Raw genomic sequence first — 19,112 nt, forward strand, 5'->3', positions numbered from 1 at the left:
TTCTGATTGCTATAATAAGTACTTCATTGTGATATAAGATTAAACGGGAATCGATTACCTGAATTGGCTTTTTTTGTTGAACTTTTGAAAAAAGTCGTGATGCTGCTTCGGTTATTTTAGAGAGAAGGTTTAGGTAACAATCCTATTCTGTTATTTATTTCCAATTTTTATGGAAGTAAGCACTTTTGGTAAAAAGTCCTTTGATGGTTGAAACTGATTGATAGCCACGCTAAATTGATACAATGACACAAAAACTTATAAAAGACGATTTGCGGATTGTAATTGCTCAATTAAATCCTATCATTGGTGATATTAAGGGAAATTTTTCTCTTGCGAAAATGGCATATCAAAAAGCTTACGAACAGAATGCTGATCTTGTTTTGTTGACTGAGCTTTTTATAAGTGCTTATCCCCCTGAAGATCTTGTTCTTAAATCTTCTTTTACAAAAGCATGTGAAGATGCTGTGAGAAAGTTAGCACAACTCACGAAAGAAGGGCCTGGAATTATTATTGGCGTTCCTTTAAAACGTGATAATAGCCTTTATAATGGTATCATGCTTCTTGATGATGGGCAGGTGATTACGGAACGTTTTAAGTGTGATTTACCTAATTATTGTGAATTTGATGAAAAGCGTGTATTTTCTTCTGGTCCACGTCCTGAGCCTATTGTTTATCGTGGGATAACGTTAGGAGTTGTGATTTGCGAAGATATTTGGAACGATCCTTCTATTTGTGCTGAACTTAGCCATAAAGGAGCCGAGATTATTCTCGTTTCTAATGGGTCCCCTTATTACCGTAATAAAATGCAAAAGCGTTTAGACATTGTTCGTGCACAAGCTATTCAATCATGTGTGCCAATTATTTATGCTAATCAAGTTGGAGGCCAAGATGAATTAGTATTTGATGGAGGTTCTTTTGCACTGGATGAACACGGTCAAATAGTATTTCAAATGAAGCATTTTGAAAGTCAGATTGCCTTGAGTCATTGGCAAAGAAAATCTATTAGGTGGCAATGTATTTCTGGTCCAAATGAAGAACTTTTAGATGGGATCGCTGCTGATTACCATGCCTGTGTTTTAGGTTTAAAGGATTATGTCAATAAAAACCGTTTTAAGGATGTGCTTCTTGGTTTTTCAGGAGGAATTGACTCAGCACTTTGTGCTGCAATTGCGGTCGATGCGTTGGGAGCTGGAAGGGTTCATGCTGTGATGATGCCTTATTATTATACATCACAGGAATCATTAAAGGATGCTAAAGATTGTGCTCATCTTTTAGGATGTCGTTATGAAATAATACCTATTTTTAAACTTGTTGAGAGTTTTTTGAGCATAATGGCTCCTATTTTTTCAGGGTTGAAAGCTGATGTTACAGAGGAAAATCTTCAAAGCCGTGTACGTGGAAGCATTTTAATGGCTCTTTCAAATAAATTTGATTCGATGGTAATAACGACAGGTAATAAATCGGAAATGGCCGTTGGGTATGCCACGCTTTATGGCGATATGAATGGTGGTTTTAATCCCATTAAAGATATTTATAAAACGCAGGTTTATAAATTAGCTGAGTGGCGTAATAAAAATTACTTGCAGAATTTATTGGGACCCAAAGGAATTGTCATTCCAAGTAATATTACAACAAAAGCACCTTCTGCAGAGCTTCGGGACAATCAAAAAGATGAGGATTCTCTTCCTCCTTATCCTGTTTTAGATGATATCTTGCAATCTCTTGTAGAAGATGACATGAGTGTTTGTGATATTCTTAAGCGTGGACACTCACGGCAAACAGTTGAGAAAGTAGAACATTTGCTTTATTTGGCTGAGTATAAAAGACGGCAATCTGCACCGGGTGTGAAAATTAGTTATAAAAACTTCGGGCGTGATCGTCGTTACCCTATTACCAATTATTTTCGCGATAAAAGTTGAGCATTATTTTGATGATAAAAGTTCGTTTTGCCCCATCTCCAACAGGTTATATTCATATAGGAAATACTCGTATTGCATTGTTTAATTGGCTGTACGCGAAAGCGAATAACGGTACATTTATTTTACGTTATGATGATACAGATGCTGAGCGGTCCAAACAAGAATATATTGACGCTCTTATGGTTGATCTCGAATGGCTTAGTATTCAACCAGATGAAGTTTATTATCAGTCTAAACGTTTTAATCGATATGATGAAGTTGCAGAAGTTTTAAAACAACGTGGCCTCCTTTACCCCTGCTATGAAACAGCAGAGGAATTGGATCGACGCCGTAAAATACAACTTTCACGTAAATTACCTCCTGTTTATAATCGTGATGCATTAAAATTGACATTAGAAGATAAAAAAGCTTTTGAGGATCAAGGTCGTAAACCTCATTGGCGGTTTCTTTTGCCTAATTTTGAAAGTAATCCATTTCAAACTAAACGAACAGAAGTTTATTGGGATGATATCGTAAAAGGTAGGCAGATGATTGATTTGGCTTCTATGTCAGATCCTGTTTTAATTCGTGAGGATGGGAGCTATCTTTACACTCTACCTTCTGTCGTTGATGATATAGATATGGCTATTACACATATTATTCGTGGCGGTGATCACGTTGCTAATACTGCTGCGCAGATTACTCTTTTTAAAGCCCTCGATGCAGTGCCTCCAATTTTTGGTCATATTAATTTATTAACAACAGCTTCAGGAGAAGGGCTTTCAAAACGAAATAGTGATCTTTCCATTCGTTCTTTACGCGAAGATGGCTTTGAATCTATGGCTGTGCAGTGTCTTGCAGTGTTAATTGGAACATCGCAAAATGTGCAGATGTATTCTAATCAAGATACTCTTTTAAAGCATTTTCATCTCGAAGATACATCAAAATCATCAGCAAAATTTGATGTGGCTGATCTTCTTGTATTGAATAGTCATTTTGTTCACGAATTAACTTATGAAGATATTAAGACACGACTTGAAAAATTTTCTATTCATGGAGAACAAGCAGAATATTTTTGGAATACGGTAAAAAACAATATTACTAAGCTGAATGATGCAGTCTTATGGTGGAAAATTATTCATACTGATAAGAGCTTTGATATAATTTCACCTGAAGATCGTGTTTATGCACAACAGTCTGTTCATTCGTTACCTGACGGAGTATTGAATGATGAAAGCTGGAAAATTTGGACGACAGCATTGCAGGAAAAAACGGGGCGAAAAGGAAAAGCTTTGTTTATGCCGTTGCGTCAAGCTCTTACAGGGATAACGCATGGGCCTGAAATGGGAAAATTTTTACCACTTTTAGGACGTGAAAAGGTAGTAAAAAGACTGACCACGGTAGGTAGTGGGAAACTCTAAATCCAGTAGAGCATTCGCTATTACTTATCAGTAACCAAATTAAGTATTGTTTTTTATAAGCATAAATGCTGGGATATCATCGCCAAATCCAATTGGAATAGGGCTGTTGTTTTTTTCATGACATTTGTTTGATGATTTCTCTTTATTATCTTTAGTTTCAATGTAAGCTGACTTCTCTTTTTCTAGTATTTTTTTCGTTTGAGTTTTACGTTTTTTTTGAGCAGTCTTCTGTTGTGATTTTGTGGGTTTTGTTTTTGAAACAGTATCGTTTTCTTCATCATGAGCTATTAAAGTAGAAAGATCGCCATTAAGCCACTCAATTTTTTCTTTGCTTATTTCTTCAATGGCACGGATATATTTTTCGTCAGCTTTTGTGACAATGGTAAAAGCTTTACCACTGCGTTTTGCGCGTCCTGTACGGCCGATACGATGAATATAATCTTCCGCATGTATCGGTACATCATAGTTGAAAACGTGGCTGACTGCTGGGATATCCAGACCACGAGCAGCGACATCAGAAGCAATAAGAAGTATAAATTTATTGTTTTTGAAGCTAGCTAATGTGTTTGTGCGTGAATGTTGATCCATATCACCATGAAGTGTACCTACACTGAAATTATGTTTAATAAGATATTGAAAGAGTTCAGAAATATTTTTTTTTCGATTACAGAAAATGATAGCGTTTTTAAGTTCATCACCTTCATTCTGAATAAGTTCTTTTAAAACAGCTTTTTTATCACATGATTTACTTCCAGACTTAACAAGTCGTTGCGTGATTGTTTTCGCTGTTGAAGACGCTTCTGTAATTTCGATATATACAGGAGAATGTAAAAATTGCTTTGTTAATTGTGCAATTTCTGGTGCCATTGTTGCTGAAAAGAATAAAGTTTGGCGTGTAAAAGGAGTCACTTTACAAATACGCTCAACGTCAGGGATAAAGCCCATATTTAGCATGCGGTCAGCTTCATCAATGACTAGAATTTCAACACCTACTAAGAGTAATTTACCACGCTCAAAGTGATCCAGCAAGCGTCCTGGTGTTGCGATCAAAACATCGGCGCCTCGTTCAAGTTTACGATCTTGGTGTTCGAAAGAGACACCACCAATTAATAATGCAACGTTCAAATTATGATTAACACCATATTTATCAAAATTTTCTTTAACTTGGGCAGCAAGCTCTCGTGTTGGTTCTAATATGAGGGTACGGGGAATTCTTGCTCTTGCACGTCCTTTTTCAAGTAAGGTAAGCATAGGAAGGACGAAGGAAGCTGTTTTACCAGTACCTGTCTGAGCAATTCCTAAAACATCTTTTTTTTGAAGAATATGAGGGATCGTCCTACTTTGAATAGGAGTTGGGATTGTATATCCTGCTGATTTTATAGCCTTAATAACCTTTTTTGAAAGGCCTAAATTATCGAAATTGTCCAAAGCTAGTGTCATTCTTTCTTTTTGCTAATTATTTTGCAATTTTAACGATTATCTAGGATATTGGCTAAGTCAACATTCCATTTTCTTGAAGACGGGTTAAGATGCATTTTAAAAAAAGTCAACTATAACTACTATATATCCGCAAAAAGAACGATAAAAAATTAATAACGAAATTGTTCTGATAAGATTCGTTCGTCCCAAGAATGGTCAGGATCAAAAAGGATAGAGACTGTTATTTCTGTTGCTGATGAAATAGTAACTGAATGGACAGATTTCACTTCAATGTTATCAGCAGCTGCATTGACGGGACGTTTGTTATATTCAAGCATATCAAAGCGCACTGTGGCGGTATTTGGAAGTAAAGCTCCATGCCAGGCTCGAGGACGAAAAGGGCTAACGGGAGTAAGGATCATAAGGGGCGCCATGAGAGGTAGAATAGGTCCTTGGGCTGATAAGTTATATGCAGTAGATCCCGCTGGTGTGGCAACAAGAATACCATCGCAAATTAATTCTTCCATGCGAACTTGGTTATCAATACTGATACGAATTTTAGCAGCCTGATATGATTGACGAAATAAGGATACTTCATTGATTGCAAGTGCTTCAATATGTCCTTGAGTTTGTGCATTTGCGATCATGCGTAAGGGATGAATTTCTTTTTTATGTGCAGCAGCAATACGGGCTGGTAATTTTTTTTCATGAAACTCATTCATTAGAAAACCTACTGAACCTCGATTCATACCATAAATAGGTTTACCGGTATTCATGACATCCCGTACTGTTTGCAACATTGTTCCATCTCCACCAAGTGCAACAATGACATCGGCTTCTTCAAGAGAAGAGTGACCATAAATAGATATTAATTTATTGGTGGCGTTGATAGCTTCTTCAGTTTCTGCAGAAACGAAATGAAAGCGACTTGGTAGTGTAGTCATTAAAAATTGTCCTGATATTCACGACTTATTTTTTAGAATTTAAAAACTTTATATAAGGATTGTTTTGATAAAAGAAAGAATTTTGTATGAAAAGTAATTTATTAAAAAAAAAGGAATATGTATGCAAAGTAGCATTAAAAAATAATATAATTTTATCAAGAATAAGCATATATTCTTTATTAAGTTTTTAAAAGGAGTGATTCATCATTGAAGCTGGAAACATGATCAGCTAAAGGAGTATAGCAGTTTTAATCATCATTTAAGCACCCGTAGCTCAGCTGGATAGAGCGCTGCCCTCCGAAGGCAGAGGTCACAGATTCGAATTCTGTCGGGTGCACCAAATTTTCCACTTTGCTGTATATTTCTTATAAAAACTATTTTAAATATTAAATCCAGGTAATGCTACTTTGAATGAACTTGAATCTGTTTATTGGGATGGTAAAATGAGCAAGCTCCATCATGACACACATTTGGCTATTAAAAGAGAAGCAGTGTGTATTGCTGCTGGCAATGAATAAGTTTATGGCATTAATATTGGATTTGGCAAATTAGCCTCAATTAAAACTGATATAGATAATTTATCCATTTTATAAAGAAATCTTATTTTATCACATTATTGTAGAATAGGAACGTCTTCACCTGAAAGTGTTTTATGATTGATGATGACTTTGAAGCTTATTTCTCTTTTGGGACGATGGATTTTAGGTGTTGGTTTGGAATTATCGTATTTACTAGAGAATATGCTTGCAAGTAGAGTTATTCCTGTTTTTCCTGAAAAAGGCTCAGTAGGTACATTAGATAATCTTGTTCCGCTTGCACATATAGCTTCTGTGATGATAGGAGAGGGAAGCGCGTTTTTTCAACATTTTGTATGAATGAGAAGGCTGCACTAGAAAAATCAGGATTATCTGCCATTATTTTAGAGGCAAAAGAGGGGAGAGCCTATGCAATAGACTCAAACATCAACAGTGCTTGTTCTTGCGGTTTTTTTATAGTTATAGTGCACTGTGTGGTGGACTTCTTTCAGAGGTATTAATAACAGATGTTGTTATGGATGCAATGGAACCATTTCACTCTAATATTCATATTCTGCATGGCTATTATTGTGTCACAGACACTAGAGAGGCTTGTAAAAGATTGAGAAATTCGAGGAGCACATTTATGTAAAGGTAACTGTATCCAAGATTCTTATTATATACGTTGCTAACTATACATTTCTTGATATTCTAATAGCAGCAGAAAAAACACTAATTATTGAAACAAATGCAGTTACAGATAATTCATTAATTTAAAGAAATAATGATATTCTACCTGATGAAAATTTTCATACTAAACTTATAGTATAGCATTTGAGTATTTGTTTCTGATCAGATTGTTTTTCTTTACATGAAATAGGATTAATTTCTCAAAGATGTATTGCTCTTAATGGTTGAGCTAACAATTTCTTGCAGATTTTCAGCTTTTTAAGCTAAAATATAAGACTTAATTCCGGTTTTATAATTACTGAGGTGACTGCCGCTTTCATGTTTGAAAATAAGCAAATGGCATATTCTTCTTCAGTTGATTCGAGATAACTTTGACGAATCAAGAAAATCACGTTTCAATGGCTTGCCACGGTTTTTGTCGGTTGTTGGTAATGAGTGGGAATCTTTGTTATTATTGATATCGAAATGCTTGTTGCAGTACAAGGAATTGAATATCACACTCCTTTTAAAACGAGTCCCTTATTGCAATTTGTTATAAGGCACTTACGTCACCGTATTAAGATTCTAGAGAAATATTGTTATATGGCTTCAGATTTTGAGAAGATATGTGCCTTTATGAATAAAGGATATTTTTTATCAGTTTTATCAGAAACAATTTTTCCACTATTGTAGCCATAAGTAAATTAATTTTAAACTATGGTGAGAACATTATAAAGAAAGAGGCTAGAGACTCGTTTTTTTATGATGCTTGCCCATCAGATTTTTTTTTGATAAATTGAAGAGCTACTTAGTTTAAGTGAGAGAGTAGTGTGTGTTGTCATAATACAATTGCCCTATTATCTACATTTCCTTAAAGCTGAAGGGAAAGGAAGAATGCGGTTTTTTTGTTGTAAACGGTATATGTTGCATCACCATATAAAATGAAATTATGCATCTTAGCCGTTGTGAATTGTATTCTTGTATGAAAATATAGAAAATAAAAATTCAAGTCCTTCAGATCTTTTAGAGTTTTTTACATTTCAATCGGCTTCGGTTCTTATTAATCTGCCAATTTTGCTTCTGTAAAAGTTAGGATGATGTTTGAAGAAGGATAGAAATGACAACAAATGAACTTAAACGAGGTATAAATCAGCGTCAGGTTATATTTTTAGCTCTTGGTTCTGCTATTGGAACAGGGTTTTTTTATGGATCGGCACAGGCGATTAATCTTGCTGGCCCAAGTGTTTTAATTGCTTATTGTATTGCAGGTTTAGCTATTTTTATAGTTATGCGTGCTTTAGGAGAAATGATTATTCATAATCCACTGCCTGGTTCTTTTGCTCGTTATGCTACAAATTATATATCACCATTAGCTGGTTTTTTAACAGGATGGACATATGTTTTTGAAGTAGTGCTTGTTGGTTTAGCTGATATTACAGTTTTTGCAACTTATATGAGTTTTTGGTATCCTGATGTTGCTTCTTGGATATGGACATTGAGTATTACTCTTATCATTACTGGTATTAACCTAGCAGCAGTGAAAGTGTACGGTGAGCTAGAATTTTGGCTTTCTTCCGTAAAAATTATTGCCATTTTCGCTATGATTATTTTAGGAATAGCAATTATTTTTTTTAATTGGAATACAAATACATTTTCTACCATTGGGATTCATAATTTATGGCAAAATGGTGGAGTATTTCCAAATGGTTTATTTGGTTTTTTAGCTTGCTTTAGTGTTGTTGTTTTTGCTTTTGGAGGAGTAGAGATTATTGGAATGGCTGCAATGGAAGTACAGGATCCTGATAAAACAATTTCAAGAGCAATTAATTCTATTCCAATTCGAATTGTGCTCTTTTATGTTATGACGTTAGCAGTTTTAATGTCGCTTTATCCTTGGAATGAAATTCGCCTTATTAGTAGTCCTTTTGTTACAATTTTTGAAAGATTTGGTATTTCGTCAGCAGCTCATATTCTTAATATTGTTGTTATCACAGCTGTAGTTTCTGCGATTAATAGTGAAATGTATGGTGCGGTTCGCATGATACATGGTTTGTCGCAGGAAGGTTATGCATTTAAAAAATTCCAATATTTATCAAAAAACGGTATACCGATTTTTATTATTTTACTCGTATTTAGCATCTTTATTTTTGGTGTTATTCTTAATTATTATTATCATGATCAGCTTTTTTTTCTTATTGCGGCAATGGCGACATTTGCGACAGTTTTTGTGTGGGTAATGATTTTGCTTTCGCAAATTTTTATGCGGCTTAAAATGTCTGCAGAAGAACACCGTGATCTAAAGTTTCCAATACCGTTTTGGCCAATAGGATCCATTTTTGCTACTTTATTTATGATCTTTATTTTTATTTTGTTATGGTTTTTTGATAATACGAGATCAGTGTTGATGATAGGTGTTATTTGGCTTTCTTTTCTTGTTGTTTGTTTTTATGCACTTAAACTTTATAATTTAAAGAAAAGAAAAGTCTATCAAGAAGAGAAGAAGATTTAAAATCAAAAAAGTGTAATTTATATAATTATCTATAGTTAAGGAGGCTTTAGAATATAAAAAATGATTGAACGATATGATTTTAAGAGAACGTCGCTATTTAAGAAGAGAGGGTAGTCTTTTTTAAGGTTTTTATACTTATATTGCTTTATTTAGTGAAAAAGAAAACTGATTTCTATAACCCCCATCTTGCAAAGTAACATCAAGTTTTTTAAACACAATTCTCTCCCTAATTGATTATTTAATTTACTTCAAAGTCATAAAATAATTTGCTTTTCGACTATAAATTACAAAACCCACTATGCAGCATAGTGCCAATAAAATGGCAAAACCCCATGGATTATGTCTAGATATTGTTCCAATCATTATTGCACTGAATGCAGCACTTCCTAATTGTAATGCTCCCATGACTCCGGATGCTGCTCCAGTGGCTTTTGGGTGTGATGAAATAGCCAATGCTATTCCTAATGGCAACAAAAAACCATTGCCAAAAGTAAGAATAGAAATGGCTATTAAACTCGTTAGAAGCGGCCACGGACTTACATACATTTGTATAGCAAATAATATGCCACCCATAACAAAAATAACATATCCACGTTGAATAGTACGTTCCATAGACTCTCGCTTAAGAAAGCTTCGCGCTACCAAATTACCCAAGACATAGGTTAAAGAAACACCAATGTAGCTATAACCAATGTATAGAGTTGATAAACCTAAGTTTGTAAGAAAAAAAGGAGATTCTACGATATAAGCAAAGTAGGCTGCATAGGCAAAACATGGAATCAATGCGTAAAAAATAAACTGTTTATTTCTAAGAACTTCCAAATTGTTCTTAATAATTCCTACAGGAGTAAAAGATTGACGTTTTGTAAGAGAGAGAGTTTCTGTTAATACAAAGTGACAAAGGAAAATGGATAAAAGTATAAAAAGGCTTAAAAAGATAAAAATGGATTGCCAATTAAAAGATTGTAATAAAAGCTGGCCAATTAACGGTGCAAGTGCTGGTGATGTTCCGACAAAAGGGAAAATAACCAAATAAAATTTTCCTGCAGCTTCTTTGTCCATTAAATCGTTAATAATAGCGCGACTTAAAACAATCCCTGAACAGGCTCCAAGTCCTTGAAAAAGCGTAGTATTAAAAAGGCTTGGATATTGATTGTATATAGTTCTTGCGTCTTGTGTGAGGTTAATCTTGATTGCTAAGCGCTTACGGGAGGAACGTTTGTGATCTTGTGGGGAAAAAATATTGTGTGGTGATGATGGCGGCTATAGCCGCTTTTTTTATAGCCTTAGTAAGAGTTTTTCGTTTAGTCAAGAAGACTGAACAGCAAAGACAAACAGAAACCCTCATCAAGAGAGCAATAACCCGGCTGGAAATAGAAAATGAAGTTAATCAGCAAAGTGATGGCGGTGTGCGTTCTGATCTTTCTCAGTGAGTGCGGAAGTAGAAGCTTTTCTTGTATCGGTTGGTCTCCTCTGTATTTGGATCAGAAAGATCTCACTGTCATCAGTATCAACTTGGCCAAACAAATCTTGAAACATAACAAATATGTTGAATAGTTGTGTGGATGGAAACAGGTCCAAAAAGTTAAAACACAAAGGTAAAGAGATCAAAAAACAAGACTGATTCGCAATGTATTTTAGAGAAAAATTCAAAATCTTATTCCTTAACCTTTATTTATCCCTAATCTTAAAAAAAGATAAGTAAAATCAGTACGTTATATTTATGTATAAAACGCCTGGTGGGCGTGACAGGGATTGAACCTGTGACCCCTACGATGTCAACGTAGTGCTCTCCCGCTGAGCTACACGCCCATTATATAATGGTAGCATCACATATAAAACTGTAAACGTTAATGCTTGATTGAATTTTTATAATAAAATACGAATAATTAAAAAAAATATCTTTTTCAAGCAGCTATAAGTATTTTTTCGATTTCACTAACCAATTCACGTAAATGAAATGGCTTAGAAAGCACCTTAGCATCAGGAGGAGCATCATGATTTGAATTTAATGCGACTGCTGCAAAGCCTGTAATGAACATTACTCGTAAATCAGGGTCAATTTCAGTTGCACGTCGTGCTAATTCGATTCCATCCATTTCTGGCATCACAATATCAGTAAGTAGAAGAGAAAAGGGCTCTTCTTGTAAGCATTCATACGCGCTAACACCATTATCAAAATCAGTAACTTCATAGCCTGCACGTTCGAGTGCTTTTGCTAAAAAGCGGCGCATATCATTATCATCTTCTGCAAGCAAGATTCGTTTCATCATTATGTCCAATTGCTTTATTTATCAGAATTTATCATATTAATTTATACATTGTAGAGCATTTATAGGAAAAGCTATAAAACATTTATAATGAAAATGAATGGCGAAATGGTTAATTTCTTAGCTGTTATCCAGAATTCACATTATTATTTTTACTTTTTGAATTCGTTATGTACATAATTTGGGTTAAGAATCCGATATTTTGAAGGTTTTAGCTCACTTAATTGCAGATTCTATTTTTTTCCACTTTTGCTGATTCTTATCAGATTGATTATATACATTTTATGATTATGTCAGTTTTAGGAGCTGCTAATTATTGAAACATTAGAAGATTATTAATTATTTTTTATATCGAAAGTTTATATAATCAGGCAATGCTTTTGATTGTGTGAAAACTTATATATTTATTAAAAAATTTTGTGTTTTTGATGGTTGTTAGAAATAAAGCAGTCAAATGCAGACCAAAATTGTTTATAAAAGTATTCTTCACGCATAATTGTATCAAGCTCAGCTCCTATAATTGTAATACTGTCTGTCAAATGTGTTGATCGACATAATTGTCTTGCTTCAATATTATTCGCAATATTATTTTGATTAGCAAGGATAAACAGTGTTGGAATTTGTAACTTCCCATGAAGTATATTTGTTTTCATTGCATCGATTGCATTGAGCGTTGAGGACAGCCACTGAGCCGTTGTTGGATTAAAAGAAAAATTAGATTCTGTGTTTTTCTGTTTTAATTTTTTTCTATCTTTAACAGGTAAAAAGCCAAGGCCTATATCGGAAAAAAATTGTGTTAACTTATGTTGAAAACTGTTTGTTTTATTGCCTAGTGGAGCAAAAAGAGGAGAAACACAAAGCATTCTGTTAAATTGATGAGTGATAAGGCTTAGCCCGTTAAGTGCTATTAGTCCTCCCATACCGTAAGTAAGCATGTAATAAGGTGGAGGGCAATCAGTATAAACAATTATTTTAAGAAATTCGGATAAATAATTGATATAATTATTAATATTAAAATAATTATGTTGATACCATTTTTGTTTGTTCGGTTGGTTCCCTTCTTGACCAAGCCAATCAAATATTGCGGTATAAAAACCGCGTTGAGAGATTTCATTCATTGGTAAAAAATATTCTTCTAGAGTATCTGCATAGTTTTTGAGAATAACAACCGTTCCTTTAGTTTTTTTTATTTCAGAATTTGTTATTGCAAAACGAATCTCATGGTTGTTAGCTGTTTTGAAATAGCTACTATGCATATTAGAAAAAGAAGAATTATGCTCTGGAGAATAAAGAGGTGTTTTCAATTGGCATCCTTTGTTGATGTACGTGCACAAGTTGATGCAAGATAAAAAAATCTGTTACTTGTAATGCTGATGAAGAGTTAAAAAACATTTATTTTATTTATATGTATTTTTGTAAATTAAAATACAAAGGAGTTGAAATAAAAAAGATTTGTTCCCAAATAAATATTACAGTTGCCATATTGGGACTGTTGGTCTGCAAATATATCTGCCATTTGGAGACTTGAAGGATCAATTATAGTCGCTCTAAAGGAGGGCAAGTTTATGCGTCAAGTAGACTTTTCACCATTTTATCGTTCAACAGTAGGTTTTGACCATCTTCTTAACTGGTTTGATTCCAGGACACAATTAGATGATATTTCTTCTTCTTATCCACCGTATAATATTGAGCGTTTAAGTGAGGATTCTTATAGAATTTCTATGGCTGTTGCTGGCTTTTCACAAAATGAAATAGATATTGAAATACATTGTAATCAGCTAACCATTAAGGGTGAGAAAATGCCAGAAAATGACGGTGCAGGGCGTGAGTTTCTTTATCGAGGAATTGCTTCACGTGCTTTTGAGCGTCGTTTCCATTTAGCTGATCATGTTAAAGTTATTGGAGCTGAACTAAGTGATGGTCTTCTCCATATTCAACTTCAAAGAGAAATGCCAGCTGAATTAAAACCAAGAAAAATAGCTGTGCAAGCAGCGACGTCTGCTACTAAAAATAGCAATAATCATAATACATCTACAGAAAATTTAAAACTTAAGGCAAAAGAACAATTATAATTTTCTAAGTTATTTGAACAACACGGGATAAAAGTCCCGTGTTTTTTATATTGTCTTGAAGAGAAAGTCTAAAGATTCTTTGTATAAAAACAGCTATAAATAATTGAAAAAGCAGAATAGATGTTTGAAATTATATATAAAGAAATTTTCTCTTTAGGAAAGCATCCTTTTTTCTTAATTTTGAAGGATGGTCGGAGCGGCGGGATTTGAACCCACGACCCCTTGACCCCCAGTCAAGTGCGCTACCAGGCTGCGCTACGCTCCGAACTATTTAGCACGACTAAACAACTGTTTCTTTAAAGGCAAGAGAAAAACAACATCAAATCTATCAGAATATTCTTTTGTGACAAGAAAGAACCACTAAGATGATGAAAGAAAGATTTTATAGTCCAGTATTTATAATTTATTTGCGATAAGTAATTCGATCACTAAGTTTTTATTTACTGATTTTTAGCAGCCGCTGTATGCAGAGCTTAAGGATTATTAATAGTATGATGATGAAGAAAGTGAATAGTTTTTATGATTTCAAATAAATTTATTTTTATTGCGGCATTAGTGGAAAAGCAAGGATATCTCTTTCATATTTCTGTGTATATTGAGAATCTGTTTTGAGGATAAATCAATTATGTTGACATAATGATAGATTAAATAAAACGAAAAGAACTTTTTAACTACTTTAAAGAGATTGTAAGAGGAATTAAAAATCTAAAGAAATGTATACATAATTTATTTGCTTAATCCGATGCTTGTTTTAATATCAAAAATGGCATTATTGCAGCTAAAATCTTTGTTCAGTGAAAGAATAATAAACGATGAGCCGTTTTTCAGTAATAAATTTGACAGAAGCTGCCATAGATCGCGTTAAAACTATTATGAAAACAAAAAATGCATATGGTATTCTTGTTGGTATCAAGAAAGGTGGTTGTGCAGGTATGGAATATAACATAACTCTTGTAACAGAAGAAATGCATGATGCTGATGTTGTTGAAGTTAACGGTGCTCGTGTTTTTGTCGCACGCGATGCAGTATTATTTTTATTAGGAACGCAGATAGATTATGAGGTAACAACATTACGCTCAGGTTTTATATTCAATAATCCTAACCAAATTTCATCTTGTGGATGCGGTGAATCGGTAGAGATTCGTCCTGTTTCGCAAAATAAGATAAATGAAATATACAAGAAAATTTAGTTAAATAACAAATTGTTATATAATTTTTCTAATTATATCTATTAAGATGTATAAATAATTTTTTATTCTGCATTTTTGGCTTTATTCCAAAGATCTTCCATTTCTTTTAAAGAGACATCGGTTAGCATTTTAGATTGAGCTAGTAGATTTTCTCCAATATTCGCAAAGCGATTTCGAAATTTTGTATTAGTTTTTTTAAGTGCTTTTTGTGGATCAATATTCAAGTGACGTGCGAGGTTCAATAGCGTGAAATAAAGATCGCCGAATTCTATTTCTATATCGGATTTTTTTTCAATTTTTATTGCTTCTTTGAGTGTATTGAGTTTTTCTTTGATTTTTGCAAAAGTTTTATCACTATCATACGACTTAAAACCAACTTCTGCAGCTGCTTTTTGTAATGCGAGGGCTTCTTGATCTGCTGGTTGAGCTGATTTTCTTGGATAAGATAACTTGCTAGTTCATTATCTGGTACACTTATTTTTTCATATTGTTTTGTCTGTTCGGCTTTTTCTATTTTCTTGATATGCTCCCACATTCCTTCCACAAAACCACGGCTTTTTTGCTCTGTATTTCCAAAAACATGAGGATGACGGCGAATCATTTTTGCCGTAATTACATAAACAACATCTTCAAAAGTAAAGCTTCTTTCTTCTGTAGCAATCATAGCGTGATACACTACCTGTAAAAGGAGATCACCGAGTTCTTCACAAAGATCTGTTCGATTACCTCGTTCAATGGCATCAATAACTTCGTAAGCTTCTTCAAGCATATAAGGTATAATGGACTCAAAAGTTTGTTTTATGTTCCAAGCGCAACCACTTTCAGGGTTTCGTAATGCTGCTACAATTGAAATAAGGTCATTGATATCTTTTGATGCTAGCATTAATGTCTCTTTATATAATATAATTATAGGTCCCAGCGTCTATGAAACCACATCCATTGTTCGGGATATTCACGTACCCAAGATTCAACAATATCATTTAGTTTTTGTGTGGCAGCAGGTATGTTAATTTCATTTTTTTCATCAAGTGGTAGGTCTACACGTTCATATAAATCTAGACGATAACGTCCTCCAGTTAATCGGATACAACGTGCTGGATAAATATCACAATTATATTGTCGAGCGAGTTTTATAATTAGGGGATTTGTTTTAACTGGTCGGTTAAAAAATGTTCCAGGAATACCTCGACGGAATTTTTGATCGACAAGAACGCCTGTATTTTCACCTTTTGCTAGTTTAGCAGCTAGTATCCAGACTGCACCAGCTTTGGATGGTACAAGATGTCCCATAGAAGTTTTGCGCGCTTTAAGAACTTTTTTTGCAATATAGGGATTATTGGGTGGCCTAAATAATACTGTGACGTTAAGATCAAAACTTTGAGCGCATATAGGAAGAAGTTCAAAATTTCCAGTATGAGCTGTGAAAAAAATATGTGGTTTTTTTTCGTTCTTTAATCGTTGAAATATTTCAATGCCGTTGACTTCAACCAATCCTGGCTTATCAGCATTAGGATCGAAGTCAAAAATTTTATCAAGAAAAATATATTCGGCTAGAAGTCGCCCCATATTTTCCCACATTTTTATTGCAATTTTACACAATTCTTGTTCTGTTTTTTCTGGATATGCAGCTTTAAGATTAGAAAGTACAATTTTATGACGAGGTACAAGAGGACCAAATGTTTTTGCTAACCAGGAAAAAAAAGAAAAACCAATATTAGCAGGAAGATATCGTAGAATGGCTAAAAAACCGATTAATAGGTGCGCCCATAGAAAATTGAAATAATTTTTTATATTGATTTTAATACGATATATAAAATTTTTAATATAATACTTTAACATAATTAATTGATTTTCAGGATGATTTTTCCAAAAACATCACGACTTTCCATGCGTTTTAAAGCTATATCAATTTGATCAAAATTAATAATTGTATCAATGACAGGATATATAATTCCTTGCGCCATTTTCTCCATAGCATTTGCCATATTTTCCATACGACAACCAAATGAACCAAATATTTTCAGTTGTTGCTGAAATAATTGCATTAAATTCATAGATGTTGAAATACCAGAAGTAGAACCACAAGTTACCAAACGTGCTCCGCGTTTCATACTCAGCATAGAACCTGCCCATGTATCAGCTCCTACATGCTCAAAAACAACATCAACACCTTTTTTTTGCGTTAATTTACGAACAATACCTTCGAAACGTTCTTTACGGTAATTAATAACATGATCTGCTCCGAGAGATTGTGCTTTTTCAATTTTGCTGTCTGAACCCACTGTAGTGATGACTGTACATCCCATGTTTTTTGCAATTTGAATAGCTGCTGATCCAATACCAGAACCACCAGCATGTATTAGAATTGTTTCTCCAACTTGTAATTTTGCATTATCAAACAGCATATGCTCTACGGTTCCAAAGGTAATAGGGGCCACAGCTGCTTTTATTTCATCACATTTTAAAGGCGCTGGCACTAGTAGATGTGCTGGAAGATTGACAAGCTCACAAGCAAATCCATCAAGATGAAAACCATATACACCTTTTACTTGATCGCAAAGATTATCACGCCCTTCGCAGCAGGCTTGGCATAGACCACAAGTATGCGCTCCATAAATTGAAACGAGTTGCCCAACTTGAAAATTTTCAACGCCATCTCCTAATTGAGCAATTTCACCAGAAGCTTCTGCACCTATAATAAGTGGCATTTTTCTTTTTGCAAAGGCCATACCGCGCCATCCCCATACATCAATATGGTTGAGAGCAACAGCCTTTATCCGTACTGTGACTTCACCGGGATTTGGTGGCAGTGGTGGTGGAGTATTAGTAATTTTAAGTTGGCGCTCATTGATTAGTTGCAGTGTACGCATCGTTATTCTCTTTGAATCTCTATAAAGATTGATAGTTTTCAGATCAATTTAAATGATTATCCTTTATACGCTGTAATAACAAGGCTAGTATTTTGACCTCCAAAACCAAATGAGTTAGATAAAATTGCATTTATGCAGGCTTTACGCTTATGATTAGGAACAACATCTAAAGGAATTGTAGGATCAGGATCATCATAATTAATTGTAGGGGGAAGTATTCCTGTTTGGATGGTTAGAAGTGAGAAAACGGCCTCTATGGCACCTGCAGCAGTTAATGTATGGCCAATCATTGACTTATTAGAAGAGACTGGGATGTGTTCTAAAATATCACCAAAAACTGTTGATAATGCTAGATATTCCATTTTTTCATTTTCAGGTGTAGAGGTTCCATGCGCGTTGATATAATCAATTTCATTGATAGTTATTTTTGCATCGGCTAAGGCTTTACGAACTGCTTCAATTGCAGGTGATGCATCGGGCTTTGAACGTGTACGATGAAAATCATCAGCTGTTTCTCCACAGCCTGCCAAAATTCCTAGGATTTCCACTTTACGAGCTAAAGCACTTTGAACAGACTCAAGGACAAGAGCACCTGATCCTTCAGCTATCACAAAACCATCTCGATCACGGCTAAATGGTTTTGCTGCTTTTCCTGCTGGATCATTTTTGGTGGAAAGAGCAGATAATAGTGAAAAACGGATAAGGGATTCTGCTGAAACCGAACCATCCGTGGCGATTGTGAGGGAACGATCTGTTTCACCTCGTCGAATTGCTTCAACACCTAACTGGATAGCTGTTGCACCAGATGCACAAGCGGTTGAAAGGGTAATGGGAAGCCCTTTTGTTCCAAATTTTTCTTGAATTTTTTCTGCAATTGTTCCAAATTGAGTAGCTTCAAAAAGCGCATGATGAGGTTTTTTACTACAAACTTCAAGAAGATGTGCATAAGTAGGTTCATGACTGGATATTACTTCTTTATCAAGAGCGAAACGTGCTTTCCATTCAAGTTCAACTGGAGGAGCAGCTAAAAACAATGGTCCATTAAAATCTTCTTTGTCAAGATTTGCTTGTTCTAAAGCCTCTTCTGCAGCAAGATGTGCTAATCTTTCGGAAAGAGCTGCAGCACCGATTGTACTTTCTTCAAGAAAATCAATCGTTCCTGCGATATGTGTATTTAATCCTTCAACAGGAAAGCGCGTGATTTTATGAATGCCACTAACACCATTAATTAATTTGTTCCAATTTTCCTGTTTTCCTTGTCCTAGTGATGTTACAACTCCTGCTCCAGTGATTGCTACAAGTGGACGTCCAAGATGATCATTATATTTCATCATA

The 19,112-nt window shown here is 34.5% G+C and carries 13 protein-coding genes, 3 tRNA genes and 3 pseudogenes; 8 read left to right on the top strand and 11 right to left on the bottom strand.

What is annotated here, in order from left to right; translation table 11 throughout:
* The first annotated feature begins 242 nt into the window (after positions 1 to 242).
* The gene (locus tag Bra60_RS02365; RefSeq protein WP_078688488.1) at positions 243 to 1,919 is read left to right on the top strand and encodes an NAD+ synthase; all 1,677 of its coding nucleotides are present in this window, start codon (positions 243 to 245) and stop codon (positions 1,917 to 1,919) included.
* Between the two features lie 11 nt (positions 1,920 to 1,930).
* Entirely contained in the window at positions 1,931 to 3,319 is a 1,389-nt protein-coding gene (gene gltX / locus Bra60_RS02370; RefSeq protein ID WP_078688489.1) for a glutamate--tRNA ligase, read from the top strand.
* Positions 3,320 to 3,358: 39 nt separating this feature from the next.
* On the opposite strand, the gene Bra60_RS02375 is transcribed toward gltX, so the two are convergent.
* Entirely contained in the window at positions 3,359 to 4,759 is a 1,401-nt protein-coding gene (locus tag Bra60_RS02375) for a DEAD/DEAH box helicase (RefSeq protein WP_078698042.1), read from the bottom strand.
* 149 nt (positions 4,760 to 4,908) lie between these two features.
* Complete coding sequence (locus tag Bra60_RS02380) at positions 4,909 to 5,682, bottom strand: NAD kinase (protein ID WP_078688491.1); 774 nt, start codon at positions 5,680 to 5,682, stop codon at positions 4,909 to 4,911.
* Between the two features lie 263 nt (positions 5,683 to 5,945).
* Between Bra60_RS02380 and Bra60_RS02385 the strand changes: the two genes are divergently transcribed.
* From Bra60_RS02385 to Bra60_RS02395, 3 genes and pseudogenes are all read left to right on the top strand, one after another.
* A tRNA-Arg gene (locus Bra60_RS02385) sits at positions 5,946 to 6,022 on the top strand.
* A gap of 43 nt (positions 6,023 to 6,065) precedes the next feature.
* Positions 6,066 to 7,559, top strand: a pseudogene (locus Bra60_RS02390) (aromatic amino acid lyase).
* Positions 7,560 to 7,983: 424 nt separating this feature from the next.
* The gene (locus Bra60_RS02395; RefSeq protein ID WP_078688492.1) at positions 7,984 to 9,375 is read left to right on the top strand and encodes an amino acid permease; all 1,392 of its coding nucleotides are present in this window, start codon (positions 7,984 to 7,986) and stop codon (positions 9,373 to 9,375) included.
* A gap of 243 nt (positions 9,376 to 9,618) precedes the next feature.
* On the opposite strand, the pseudogene Bra60_RS02400 reads toward Bra60_RS02395, so the two are convergent.
* Positions 9,619 to 10,538 (bottom strand): annotated as a pseudogene (locus Bra60_RS02400) (MFS transporter); the annotation flags it as partial.
* Between the two features lie 90 nt (positions 10,539 to 10,628).
* Here Bra60_RS02400 and Bra60_RS02405 point away from each other — a divergent pair.
* On the top strand, positions 10,629 to 10,808 hold the full coding sequence (locus tag Bra60_RS02405) for a hypothetical protein (RefSeq protein WP_078698207.1): 180 nt from the start codon (positions 10,629 to 10,631) through the stop codon (positions 10,806 to 10,808).
* A 304-nt stretch (positions 10,809 to 11,112) separates the two neighbouring features.
* Here the strand turns inward: Bra60_RS02405 and Bra60_RS02410 are convergent.
* The 3 genes from Bra60_RS02410 to Bra60_RS02420 all read right to left on the bottom strand — a co-directional run bounded on the left by Bra60_RS02410 (position 11,113) and on the right by Bra60_RS02420 (position 12,949).
* Positions 11,113 to 11,187 (bottom strand) — tRNA-Val (locus Bra60_RS02410).
* Positions 11,188 to 11,282: 95 nt separating this feature from the next.
* Complete coding sequence (cpdR, locus tag Bra60_RS02415) at positions 11,283 to 11,645, bottom strand: cell cycle two-component system response regulator CpdR (protein WP_035006684.1); 363 nt, start codon at positions 11,643 to 11,645, stop codon at positions 11,283 to 11,285.
* A gap of 407 nt (positions 11,646 to 12,052) precedes the next feature.
* Positions 12,053 to 12,949: a serine aminopeptidase domain-containing protein gene (locus Bra60_RS02420; protein WP_078673701.1), complete on the bottom strand. Its 897-nt coding sequence runs from the start codon at positions 12,947 to 12,949 to the stop codon at positions 12,053 to 12,055.
* A gap of 261 nt (positions 12,950 to 13,210) precedes the next feature.
* Between Bra60_RS02420 and Bra60_RS02425 the strand changes: the two genes are divergently transcribed.
* Positions 13,211 to 13,717 carry an Hsp20 family protein gene (locus Bra60_RS02425; protein WP_078688494.1) on the top strand — a complete coding sequence of 169 codons (507 nt, stop codon included), beginning with the start codon at positions 13,211 to 13,213 and terminating at the stop codon, positions 13,715 to 13,717.
* 188 nt (positions 13,718 to 13,905) lie between these two features.
* Here the strand turns inward: Bra60_RS02425 and Bra60_RS02430 are convergent.
* Positions 13,906 to 13,982: transfer RNA gene (locus Bra60_RS02430), tRNA-Pro, on the bottom strand.
* 547 nt (positions 13,983 to 14,529) lie between these two features.
* On the opposite strand from Bra60_RS02430, the gene Bra60_RS02435 reads away from it, so the two are divergent.
* Positions 14,530 to 14,907 carry an iron-sulfur cluster assembly accessory protein gene (locus Bra60_RS02435; protein ID WP_078688495.1) on the top strand — a complete coding sequence of 126 codons (378 nt, stop codon included), beginning with the start codon at positions 14,530 to 14,532 and terminating at the stop codon, positions 14,905 to 14,907.
* Positions 14,908 to 14,969: 62 nt separating this feature from the next.
* On the opposite strand, the pseudogene mazG reads toward Bra60_RS02435, so the two are convergent.
* The 4 genes and pseudogenes from mazG to Bra60_RS02455 form a co-directional block, all read right to left on the bottom strand.
* A pseudogene (gene mazG / locus Bra60_RS02440) lies at positions 14,970 to 15,790 on the bottom strand (nucleoside triphosphate pyrophosphohydrolase).
* 23 nt (positions 15,791 to 15,813) lie between these two features.
* Positions 15,814 to 16,746, bottom strand: coding sequence for a lipid A biosynthesis lauroyl acyltransferase (locus Bra60_RS02445; RefSeq protein WP_035005959.1), 933 nt, complete (start codon positions 16,744 to 16,746; stop codon positions 15,814 to 15,816).
* Positions 16,747 to 16,748: 2 nt separating this feature from the next.
* On the bottom strand, positions 16,749 to 17,777 hold the full coding sequence (locus tag Bra60_RS02450; protein ID WP_078688496.1) for a zinc-binding dehydrogenase: 1,029 nt from the start codon (positions 17,775 to 17,777) through the stop codon (positions 16,749 to 16,751).
* A gap of 56 nt (positions 17,778 to 17,833) precedes the next feature.
* Positions 17,834 to 19,108 (bottom strand): beta-ketoacyl-ACP synthase, encoded by a 1,275-nt coding sequence (locus Bra60_RS02455; RefSeq protein WP_078689035.1) that lies wholly within the window; start codon positions 19,106 to 19,108, stop codon positions 17,834 to 17,836.
* Between the last annotated feature and the right edge of the window lie 4 nt (positions 19,109 to 19,112).

The organism is Bartonella sp. Raccoon60 (assembly GCF_002022585.1).
In the GTDB taxonomy this organism is placed as follows: domain Bacteria; phylum Pseudomonadota; class Alphaproteobacteria; order Rhizobiales; family Rhizobiaceae; genus Bartonella; species Bartonella rochalimae.